Origin of the sequence: Natronomonas sp., from assembly GCF_036625485.1 — an archaeon.
In the GTDB taxonomy this organism is placed as follows: domain Archaea; phylum Halobacteriota; class Halobacteria; order Halobacteriales; family Haloarculaceae; genus Natronomonas.
The window spans coordinates 1-9,800 of record NZ_JAZKTR010000095.1 but is presented as its reverse complement, the minus strand read 5'-3'; the positions used below and the strand labels follow the sequence as shown (position 1 = coordinate 9,800).

At 64.0% G+C, this 9,800-nt stretch carries 14 protein-coding genes and 1 pseudogene; 5 read left to right on the top strand and 10 right to left on the bottom strand.

The features are described 5' to 3' along the window. Positions 1-57: 57 nt before the first annotated feature. The 5 genes and pseudogenes from V5A53_RS10040 to V5A53_RS10020 form a co-directional block, all read right to left on the bottom strand. Positions 58-387: pseudogene (locus tag V5A53_RS10040) on the bottom strand (DUF7282 domain-containing protein); the annotation flags it as partial. Positions 388-596: 209 nt separating this feature from the next. Next, the gene (locus V5A53_RS10035; protein ID WP_332313468.1) at positions 597-902 is read right to left on the bottom strand and encodes a hypothetical protein; all 306 of its coding nucleotides are present in this window, start codon (positions 900-902) and stop codon (positions 597-599) included. A gap of 67 nt (positions 903-969) precedes the next feature. After that, positions 970-1,245: an ArsR/SmtB family transcription factor gene (locus V5A53_RS10030; protein ID WP_178288718.1), complete on the bottom strand. Its 276-nt coding sequence runs from the start codon at positions 1,243-1,245 to the stop codon at positions 970-972. Between the two features lie 53 nt (positions 1,246-1,298). Next, complete coding sequence (locus V5A53_RS10025; protein ID WP_332313467.1) at positions 1,299-1,583, bottom strand: DUF357 domain-containing protein; 285 nt, start codon at positions 1,581-1,583, stop codon at positions 1,299-1,301. Between the two features lie 403 nt (positions 1,584-1,986). Then, positions 1,987-2,391 carry a translation initiation factor IF-2 subunit beta gene (locus V5A53_RS10020; RefSeq protein WP_332313466.1) on the bottom strand — a complete coding sequence of 135 codons (405 nt, stop codon included), beginning with the start codon at positions 2,389-2,391 and terminating at the stop codon, positions 1,987-1,989. Between the two features lie 166 nt (positions 2,392-2,557). Here V5A53_RS10020 and V5A53_RS10015 point away from each other — a divergent pair, with 166 nt between their 5' ends. Beyond that, positions 2,558-2,794: a UPF0058 family protein gene (locus tag V5A53_RS10015; RefSeq protein WP_332313465.1), complete on the top strand. Its 237-nt coding sequence runs from the start codon at positions 2,558-2,560 to the stop codon at positions 2,792-2,794. Between the two features lie 49 nt (positions 2,795-2,843). Here the strand turns inward: V5A53_RS10015 and V5A53_RS10010 are convergent, their stop codons facing one another. Next, the gene (locus V5A53_RS10010; protein ID WP_332313464.1) at positions 2,844-3,296 is read right to left on the bottom strand and encodes a DUF555 domain-containing protein; all 453 of its coding nucleotides are present in this window, start codon (positions 3,294-3,296) and stop codon (positions 2,844-2,846) included. Positions 3,297-3,411: 115 nt separating this feature from the next. Between V5A53_RS10010 and V5A53_RS10005 the strand changes: the two genes are divergently transcribed. The 4 genes from V5A53_RS10005 (at position 3,412) to moaC (ending at position 6,705) form a co-directional block, all read left to right on the top strand. Continuing rightward, positions 3,412-4,329: a DNA-3-methyladenine glycosylase family protein gene (locus tag V5A53_RS10005; RefSeq protein ID WP_332313463.1), complete on the top strand. Its 918-nt coding sequence runs from the start codon at positions 3,412-3,414 to the stop codon at positions 4,327-4,329. Between the two features lie 69 nt (positions 4,330-4,398). Next, on the top strand, positions 4,399-4,677 hold the full coding sequence (locus V5A53_RS10000; RefSeq protein WP_332313462.1) for an acylphosphatase: 279 nt from the start codon (positions 4,399-4,401) through the stop codon (positions 4,675-4,677). 42 nt (positions 4,678-4,719) lie between these two features. Next, positions 4,720-6,153 carry an NAD(P)H-hydrate dehydratase gene (locus V5A53_RS09995; protein WP_332313461.1) on the top strand — a complete coding sequence of 478 codons (1,434 nt, stop codon included), beginning with the start codon at positions 4,720-4,722 and terminating at the stop codon, positions 6,151-6,153. A 60-nt stretch (positions 6,154-6,213) separates the two neighbouring features. Continuing rightward, entirely contained in the window at positions 6,214-6,705 is a 492-nt protein-coding gene (gene moaC, locus V5A53_RS09990; RefSeq protein ID WP_332313460.1) for a cyclic pyranopterin monophosphate synthase MoaC, read from the top strand. Between the two features lie 6 nt (positions 6,706-6,711). On the opposite strand, the gene V5A53_RS09985 is transcribed toward moaC, so the two are convergent. The 4 genes from V5A53_RS09985 to V5A53_RS09970 form a co-directional block, all read right to left on the bottom strand. Beyond that, entirely contained in the window at positions 6,712-7,044 is a 333-nt protein-coding gene (locus tag V5A53_RS09985) for a hypothetical protein (RefSeq protein ID WP_332313459.1), read from the bottom strand. Positions 7,045-7,112: 68 nt separating this feature from the next. Beyond that, positions 7,113-8,420: a GTPase HflX gene (hflX, locus tag V5A53_RS09980; RefSeq protein WP_332313458.1), complete on the bottom strand. Its 1,308-nt coding sequence runs from the start codon at positions 8,418-8,420 to the stop codon at positions 7,113-7,115. Between the two features lie 73 nt (positions 8,421-8,493). Then, a complete protein-coding gene (locus V5A53_RS09975) occupies positions 8,494-9,219 on the bottom strand; it encodes a ribosome assembly factor SBDS (protein WP_332313457.1) in 726 nt (241 codons plus the stop codon). 60 nt (positions 9,220-9,279) lie between these two features. Next, positions 9,280-9,800, bottom strand: a 521-nt coding sequence (locus V5A53_RS09970; RefSeq protein WP_332313456.1) for an archaeal proteasome endopeptidase complex subunit alpha, incomplete at its 5' end; no start/stop codon positions are given.

Below are 9,800 nucleotides of genomic sequence, written 5' to 3'. Positions count from 1 at the left end.
GTCGGCAGTGTACGGGCCATCAGCCTCGGCGCCGCTGGAGACGAACGAGTAGATCTAGTCGCCGTCCGTATCACGATGTGGCATGGCGACGAGGGTATCGTCCTCTTCGAGCGGTTCGTCGAGCGTCACGGTGACGTTCTCGTGCGTGCCCGGCTCCAGATAGTCGGAGGCGCCACGAACGCTCGTGAGGACGGCTTCGCCGCCGTCGAGTACGGTCGAATCGTGGATGGTGACGAACCCGCCTTCGGGTACCGTTACCTCCTCGACGACGACTGTCGTTCCGCCCGAGGTCTGTTGGGAGATCGTTGCGTCTGCCGCTTCGCCTTGGGCGCCGACGGTTCCGGCGAACCCGAAGGCCACACCGCTTGTGACCAACAGGAGCGCCATCACCGCAGCACCTATGCTTCGATGCAAGGATACGACCTTTTCCGATATATAAAAAGGCGTTTGCCGAACTAAGGCCCAATTCCGTCCCACCGGCATTCATAATCGGTCTACGTGGTGTGGTTTGGCTTCGAACCGGCGTATGGACGACCGGAATACCAGCCGCTTGGATACTTATAAATAGCGGTCAGCAAAGGAAGGTTCGACGGCGGTCAGTCCCACGTGACCCACGTGAGAAAGGCGAGTCCGATGAACTGGAGGACGCGAAAAGAGGCGAGGGCTGTCTGGGCGACGGTCGGCACCATCTGGTCGTTGTGGATCCACGCGTTGAGGCCCGGATGCATGACGAAGAAGTACACCATCAGCAGGTTCTCCCCGAGAAGGAAGAGACTGAACATGACGAGGCCGAGAGTGTGTTTCGAGCGAATCTCCCACCAGTTGCGACCCCAGACGTAGAGCAGGCCGGCCAACAACAGCGAGTTCAGGACGGCAAAGACCTGCACGATACGTACGAGCACTATGCATCACCTTCCAATCTGACGTACATATACCCTTTCCCAATTTCGCCCATACTCATAATCACCATCAGGTCACCTTCTCCAGTATCTCTTCGACGGTATCCCAGTGTACACGTGTCGATTCGCTCGGCAAGTAGACCTTCCCGTAGTCGTCGCCGCTGTCGGTGACGACGTTGTTGTCCTCGAGGACCTCCAGATGGTGTCGAACGGTTTTGTAATCGAGTTCGAGGTCCTCTGCGAGTTGGTTGGCGTTTCGCGGCCGCTCATCAAGGGCCCGGAGGATGCGGGCGCGGTTAGCCCCACCCCGCGTTCCGGAGAGCACATACCAGAGGGCCGCCTCCATTATCGACGCACACACGGGCAACCGACGTAAAAGAGGGGGATTCCGGCGATAGTCTACACGGTAAAGAGGTGTCCGTCGGTCGGCACCTCGAAGATGCCCATCCGCGCGCCCGCGTCCATCCACCCGTGGCCGTACGAGAACGAGGCCAATGCGTTCACGAGGTCGTCCTCGTCGCGGAAGTGCCGGCCGTCCTCCAGATACGATCGGGCCATCTCCTCGTATTCCAGTGCCGCCTCGTACAGCGGCGTCCCTTCCTGCGGTGCGATTTCGGCGGCATCCAGCGCCTCCGCCAGCAGTCGCTCGTACCGGTCCGTTTTCTCTTCGAGGTCGGCAGCCATACCGGCCTATCGTCCGCCTGACTAAAAGAGTGCCAGCATCGGGAGTGAAGGCTCGGTCTTCACTCGTAGAACAACAGTGTGAAACCGAATTTTGTGTAGCATCCGCCGAGCGGGTGTTCGAAGAACACCCCTGAGGCGGTTTGCTCAAAAGAGCGCGACGCGCTCTTTTGGCATGCCACAGGAGCAAAGCTCCTGTGTAGCTCGCAAATCTTCGATTTGCTCACTGACGAAAGACGCTCTGGGCCTTTCGAACCACCCGGCGACGAGGCGCGCGAGGCGTTCGCTTCGCTCACGCCTCGGTATGGCCGAACGGCGAACGGAGTGAGCCGTGAGGCGCGGAGCGCCGAGTCGCCGTAGCGCGCGCGACCGGCGGAGTGTGCAAAAAGTGGGCCAAAAATGGCGTCTAGTTTCCAGCAGCCGACCGCGCGCCACAGGCTTCACAGCGGACCAGCTCTGCGCCGTTCTCCTTCTCGATGCGGGTGTCGGGAAGGCCGCATTCGGAGCAGATGACGTAGCCCTCTGCGTATTCTTCCATCGCCTCCTGGACCCGGTTGCGGCGGAACTCGCCGGTCAGTCGGAGGCGGCCCCGCTCATCGATGTTTGCGGAGGTACCGAGTTCGTTCTGGAGGTACTTCATGACGTGTTCGGCGCTGCGGTCTAGCGAATCGAGCGTGGACTGGAAGTTCTCGTAGACGGTGACGTTGCCTTCCTGACGGACATCGGGGTCCGGGAGCTCGAAGCGACTCGCGGCCTCCTCGATATCGGGCGTCTCCTCGATTGCTCGGTCGAGTTGCTCGTCGTAATCCATGACTACTTCTACCCCCTCGTGAGGGAAAAATTTTCGCCGAAACCGACAGCCCTTGCCGGAAATCCGAAACTGTTGGTAACGATACGCACGGAGCGTCTATCGCCGATACGTGTTAACCTGTGTCAGGATAGTTCTATATGTCCCGAGTCGCTACGCGAATATGACCATGAAGAAGCAGGAGCTCATTCATCTCCACGGCCTGCTTGCAGAAGTATGCAACCACTACGAGCAGGTAGCCGACTGTGAAGTTGAACACCAGAAATACACCGAACTCGGCGTCCGGCCGACATCGATTCACAAATCCAAGACCGACCACAAAGCGGCTGTTTTTGCACTCGCCGACGGTATCACCGAAGAAATGAACGCGGAGACCGAGCAGCCGGTTTCCGCGACGGCCGACTGAACGCCAGCAACACGGCGGTTCTCTCGGAACGCGACACCGAACAGCGGCGCTACTCGTCGATCAGCTCCTCGAACTCCGGCAGCACGTCGTCCTCGTCGCCGCTGCCACCGTCCGGCTCCGTCTCTGTCGGTTCGTCGGCGGCTTCGGCTTCCTCTTCGTCCTCCTCTTCGAGGACCTCGATTTCGAGGACTTCGAGCGGGATGTTCTTGAGCCGTTTCCCGATCTCCTTGCGAGCGATACGGGCGGCGTGTTCGTCCCGTTCGACGTTGAAGACGGTCATCTCCAGTTCGAGGGCGACCAGTCCCTCGTCCGCCGCGATGAACGCTGGTTCGAGTTCGTCATCACAATGCGGACAGTCCCGACTCCCCATGCTGATCTCGACGTAATTGAGGTCGGGATTCAGCATCTCCCCCGTCTTCGAGATAGCGATTCGCACCGCCTCGTCGGCCGTGGAAACGTCGTACACCGGTACCGCGGCTTCGACGACGACTCGGCAGTCCATGTTAGTTGTTAACGCCCGAACCGATATGAAGGTTCGCCCGCCCGCAGTTCTGTTCTTTTAGGCACATTTCGAAGCAACTCGAAAGGCCGATACCGCCGGACTCCTACGCGAGAATATGGACACGGGGAGCATCTCGATAGCGGGTCTCGACGGCGGCCTCGATCTGCAGTCGACCGTCGAGAGCGGTCAGTCGTACCTGTGGCGCCGCGAGGACGGCCGGATGTACGAGACCGACGCGGCCCACGGCGGCGACGCGTGGTACTACACCGTCCTGCCGGCGATCGAAACCGAAACGAACGAGCCCGAGGTCATCCGCGCGCGCCAGACCGACGGCCGCCTCGACTGGGAAGCCTCCACGCCGAACGCTCCCACCCACCTCGAACACCTGCTCCGACTCGAGGACGATCTCGATGCCATCGTGGATGCAACGCCGGAAGACCCTCTCGTCGAGCGCGCCTACGAGGCCTACCGGGGACTACGCCTCGTCCGGGACCCGGCCTTCGGCTGTCTGGTCTCCTTCATCTGCTCGGCGCAGATGCGCGTCTCCCGGATCTACGGGATGGTCACGACGCTGGCCGAGGAGTACGGGGATTGGGTCGCCTTCGACGGCGGGACGTATCACGCCTTCCCGACGCCCGTACAACTGGCCGAGGCGACCGAAAGCGAACTCCGCGATCTCTCGTTGGGCTATCGTGCACCCTACGTCCAGCGAACCGCCGAGATGGTCGCCAGCAACGAGGCGACCCCCGAGGAGGCCCAAGGACTGGCCTACGAGGACGCCCGCGACTCCCTGACCCGCTTCGTCGGTGTCGGCGACAAGGTGGCCGACTGTATCCTCCTGTTCTCGCTGGGCTATCTGGAGGCAGTCCCGCTGGATACGTGGATTCGGACCGCAATCGAGGAGTACTATCCCGACTGCGAACAGGGCTCTTACGCCGACACCTCTCGGGCCATCCGCGAGCAGTTCGGCGGCGACTACGCCGGCTACGCACAGACCTACGTGTTCCACTACCTCCGCAACGGCGGGGAGTAGGGTACACCGGGGTCGCTCGTGATCCCTACGGACCCGACGTTTTTGAGGAATCCCGAACCATGCTCACCTATGAGCGACCGAACCCGTGCACACGTCTTCGTCTCCGGTAAAGTACAGGGCGTCTACTACCGTGCGACGACCCGAGACACGGCCCGCGAGCGTGGCGTCGATGGGTGGGTCAAGAACCTCGCCGACGGCCGCGTCGAGGCGGTCTTCGAGGGCGACGAGGCCGCCGTCGAGGGGATGATCGAGTGGTGTCACACCGGCAGCCCACAGGCCCGCGTCGAGGACGTCGAGGTCGAATACGAACCGCCCGAGGGACTGGACGGCTTCGAGATTCGCTACTGAGACGCCGATAAAATTACCCGCCGACCACCCGAAGCCGCAGGTATGATATCCAGCGAGGAGATGGCGGTCGTCGACGCCAACGCCGAGGCCCTCGGCGTCCCCCGAAAGCAGTTGATGGAGTCGTCGGGCAACGCCGTCGCCCGCGTCGTCCGCGAGTACGCCGACCCGGGCGATTCCGTGGCGCTGGTCTGCGGCCGGGGCAACAATGGCGGCGACGCCTTCGTGACCGCACGGTTCCTGAAAGAGTTCGACGTGAGCGTCCACCTGCTCGGCCGACGGGAGACGATCACGACCGACATCGCCCGGGAGAACTGGGACGCCCTGCAGGAGGCCGAAATCGACGCCCGAACGGTCACCGATTCGGCGGACATCGAACTCGAGGAGCCGGACGTCATCGTCGACGCGATGCTCGGGACAGGCGTGACCGGCGCGCTCCGCGAACCCGAGGCGACGGCCGCAGAGGCCATCAACGCCAGTGACGCGACGGTCGTCGCGGTCGACGTGCCCTCAGGCGTCGACGCCGATACCGGCGAGGCGGCGGGCATCGCCGTCGAGGCCGACCACATCGTCACCTTCCACGACGACAAGCCCGGCCTCGCGGAGTTCGACGTAGAGGTGACCGTCGCCGACATCGGGATTCCCGAAGCTGCAGAACTGTTCGTCGAACGTGGCGACCTCCAGCGGCTCTCGCGGGACCCGATGGGCCACAAGGGCGATTTCGGCTCCGTCCTCGTCGTCGGGGGCGGGCCGTACACGGGCGCGCCGGCGCTTTCGGCACAGGCGACGCTCCGGGCAGGGGCGGACCTCTCCTACGTGGCCTGTCCCGAAACCGTCGCCCGTGAGATTCAGGGCTACAGTGAAAACCTCATCGTCGAATCGCTGCCCGGCGACCACCTCGCCTCCCCACACGTCCCGGACCTCCTTTCCCGCGCCGAGGAGGTCGATTGTGTGGTCTTCGGGCCCGGCCTTGGCGACCACGATGCGACCCTCGAAGCCGTCGCAGAGTTCCTCGACGCGTATGCGGGTACCGCCGTCGTCGACGCCGACGCCCTGCAGGTCGTCCCCGACGTCGAGACCGACGCGACGCTCGTCTGTACGCCCCACCAGGGCGAACTCCGGAAGATGGGCGGCGAGACGGCCGACGACTGGCGCGAGCGCGCGGACATCGTCGCGGAGTTCGCTGAAGAGCTCGGCCACACGCTGTTGGTCAAGAGCGCCTACGACGTGGTTTCGGACGGCGAGACCACGCGCGTCAACCGGACGGGCAATCCCGGGATGACCGTCGGCGGCACCGGCGACGTGCTCGCGGGCGTGACGGGGGCGCTCGCCTGCGTTCTCGACCCCCGCAACGCCGCCGCCGTCGCCGCCTACGCCAACGGCCGAGCGGGTGATATCGTCGTCGCCGAGCGGGGCTACGGCCTCACCGCGACGGACCTCTTGGAGGCCCTCCCGAAGGCGCTGTGGCCCGACGGGTGAGGGCCACAGCGACCTCGACGACCCCGGTAGTTTTTCGCGGCGCCCTCCTCACTCACTCGTATGAGCGACGAGTCCGACCTGACGCACGTCACTGACGAAGGCGAGGCCCAGATGGTCGACGTCGGCGACAAGCCGGATACGGCGAGACGCGCGGTCGCCCGCGGTGAGATTCGTCTCGAACCGTCGACTATCGACGCGATTCGAGCCGACGGCATCGAGAAGGGCGACGTGCTGGCGGTCGCCCGCGTCGGCGCGATTCAGGCCGTCAAGCACACATGGGAGACGATTCCCATGTGCCATCAAATTCCCATCACGAACGTCGACACCGATTTCGAACTCGACGAGGACGTTGTCACCCTGACCGTCGCCGTCGAGACGACGGGCAAGACCGGCTGTGAGATGGAGGCTCTGGAGGGCGTTTCGACCGGGCTCAACACCGTCTGGGACATGGTCAAGGCCGCCGAGAAGGACGAAGACGGCCAGTATCCCGGCACGGGCATCTCCGATATCGAGGTCGTCGAGAAGGAAAAGCGGCGACTGGACGGCGAGTAACGTCGGTTATATGCCAGCCAGCAGGAGCAACGCCCACCCAACAACCGCCGTCACCGTCAGAAACGTCAGTAGGCCGGCGAACGTCGATGGTCCCGATTCGATTTCGAGCTCCTCGGCGTGGGTCGGACGGGCGGCTGTCTCCAGCGGTCCCTCGACCCGTGAACCGCCGAGGCCGACCGTGACCCAGCCGATGGCTGCAAGCAGCGTCACCACGAGAACTCCGTTTCCGAAGGCCACGAGCGAGAGGGAATCGAGTATCGCCAGGACGGCGAGCGTGGCGGCTGGCAACCAGAGGACGGCGCGCGCGAGCGGCGACGCCAGCCACGCTCGGAGGTCCATACCGGCAGGGGTGGCCGGAGACCGTTAGAACTCACGGTTCGAGAAGCCGAAAACGGGCGTCTGGGCGGCTATTCCGCGGTCGCGGGAACGAGGTCGCCGGCCTTCGCGCGGGCCTGCTCGATGATGGCGGGGCGGGCCTCGAAGTCGACGACGACCTGCTCGCCGTAGTCGACGTCCTCGACGTGGGCGTGGTCGTGGAGCCACGAGACGAGACTCATCGTATCCTCGGCCATCGGGATGACGAGCCGTTCGCGCCGCCAGTCGGGAAGTTCCTCGTCGATGCGGGCCCGCAACTCATCGATGTTCTCGCCGTCCTTGGCGCTCACGGCGACCGGATTCGGCGCCAGCGCGTTCAGCGCCTCCTTCTTCCGTTCGAGTTCCTCCTCGTCGACCGCGTCGATCTTGTTGAGGACGGTTACGATGGGCGCCTCGTTGCGCTCGTAGAGGGTGTCGTGCGAGGTCACCAGTTTCTCGCGAATCTCCTCGACGGAGTCCGAGACGTCGACCACGAGCAAGACGAGGTCGGCGCGGTAGACCTCCGAGAGCGTCGATTTGAACGATTCGACGAGCCAGTGCGGCAGGTCGGAGATGAACCCGACGGTGTCGGTGACCAGCACGTCCCGTCGGTCGAACTCCGCACGACGGGTGGTCGTTCCGAGCGTCGTGAACAGCCGGTTTTCGGATTCGGCCGTCGAATCGAGGTCCGGATGGAGGTCCTCGTTTTCGTCGATGTCGAGGTCCTCGGCGAGTCGGCGCAACAGCGTCGACTTGCCGGCGTTGGTGTAGCCCGCCAGCGCGACGAGGTCGAAGCCGGACTCGCGGCGCTGTTCGCGGCGGTGTTCCTCGGTCTGCTCGATGCGTTCGAGTTCGTCCTTGATACGGCTTATCTGGGCCTTGATGTCCTGTTCGCGGGACTCGTCGTACTCACCGAGGCCCATGAAGCCGGGGCGTTCGTCCCGCTTCGCGAGGGAGGCCTTCGCCTCCGCGCGCGGGAGTTCGTACCGCAGTTCCGCTAGTTCGACCTGCAGTTGCGCCTTCTTGGTCTGGGCGCGCTGGCCGAAGATGTCGAGGATGAGTTTGAACCGGTCCAGCACCTCGACGCCCTCGGGGAGTTCGTTCCCGAGGTTGTACATCTGGTAGGGGCCGATTCGGTTGTCGAAAACGACCGTCGTCGCGTCGTTTTCCTCGACGACTGCGGCGAGTTCGGCGACCTTCCCTTCACCCATGTGGAGGGCGGGGTCCTCCTTGCGCGTCTGGGTCACCTCGCCGACGACCGTGTAGCCGGCCGCGTGTGCGAGGTCGCGTACCTCTTCCGTATCGGGGTCGCCGTCGTCGACACGCTTGGCGACGACGGCCGTACCGTTAGTCCCTGTCACTTGCTTCGGAATAGACGGCCACGGTATATAAGCGGCAGGCCAATACGCTAGCTGTTGACAGCCGACGCTGGCACTATCGCGTCGAGATCTCGTCTTCGTCCTTGACGACCCGAGTTTCGGCCTCGCCGCTGGTCTCCTCGTTGACGAGGTCGTAGAAGTCGTTCTGGAGGCCGGCCGGGAACTCCAGGACGCCGACCCACGAGCCGTCGGATTGCCACTCCTCGCTTTTGAGCTCGCCGAACTGGCGGATCTTCGCCTGCGCGCTGCCGGCGTAGTCGGCGGGCACCTGCACCGCCATCACCACCTCGTCGAACCGGATTGGGATGACCGGTCGCAGGTCGTCGAGCGCCTCGTCGACCTGCTGTTCGACGGGTTCCATCGGGTCCACCTGAAAGCCCGCCTCTTCGAGGGCCCGCTCGATGCGCTCGGGCGGGTGCGGCGCGTCGTCCATCTGCGGATTGACGGCATTGCGCGCGATCTTGTTGACCAGTTGCTTGTGCTTCTGCTCCTGCATCTCACGACGTTGCTCGGACGTGATCTGGATCTCCCCTTGCTTGATGACCTCGGGGATGATCTCGAGGGGGTCGGTCGTTCCGAATACCTCTTCGAGTGATGCCTCCGGCGGACGATCTCCCGAGGAGGCGTCCTCGAAGACGTCCTCGGCGGCGATGACGTCCTCGAGATCGCCGTCGAACTCGTCGCGTTTGATGGAAAGCGCCGCGTCGGGGTCGACGAGCACCTCGAACCGCTGTCCGTGGGATTCGAGACGTGCGGTTACCGCCTCGTCAAGGGATATCATACATCCCGCTACGGGCGGCGACGGTTAAAAGGTGTTTACAACGAAAGGCGGGGAAAGAGGTTACTCCTCGTCCTCGTCGGCCAGCAGGCCGTGTTCGGTGAGGTGGGCCTCGATCTCCTCGTCGGAGAGTTCGGTGAATTTCTCCTCGTCGACGGAGATGGTCGCCAGACCGATGCCTTCCGGGCGCAGTTCGTTGTCGTTGACCGATCCCAGCGCCTCCAGCGCGAGCCCGACGCCCTCGTCGAGTGTCAGGTCTTCGCGGTAGTGTTCCTCGAGGTAATCCTCGATCTCGCCACGGTCGGCGCCGACCGCAAGCGCCTGCCACTCGTAGGGCGTCCCCGAGGGGTCCGTCTCGTAGAGGCGGGGCTCGCCGTTCTCGATACCGCCGATGATGAGGGCGACGCCGAAGGGGCGGGCGCCACCGACCTGCGTGTACTGCTGGATGTGGTCGGTGACGGCCTTCGTCAGCGTCTCGACGCCGATCGGCTCACCGTAGCGGAGTTCGTTGACCTGTGCCTGACGGCGCGCGAAGTCGATAAGCTGGCGGGCGTCGGCCACGTGGCCGGCGCTGGCGATGCCGA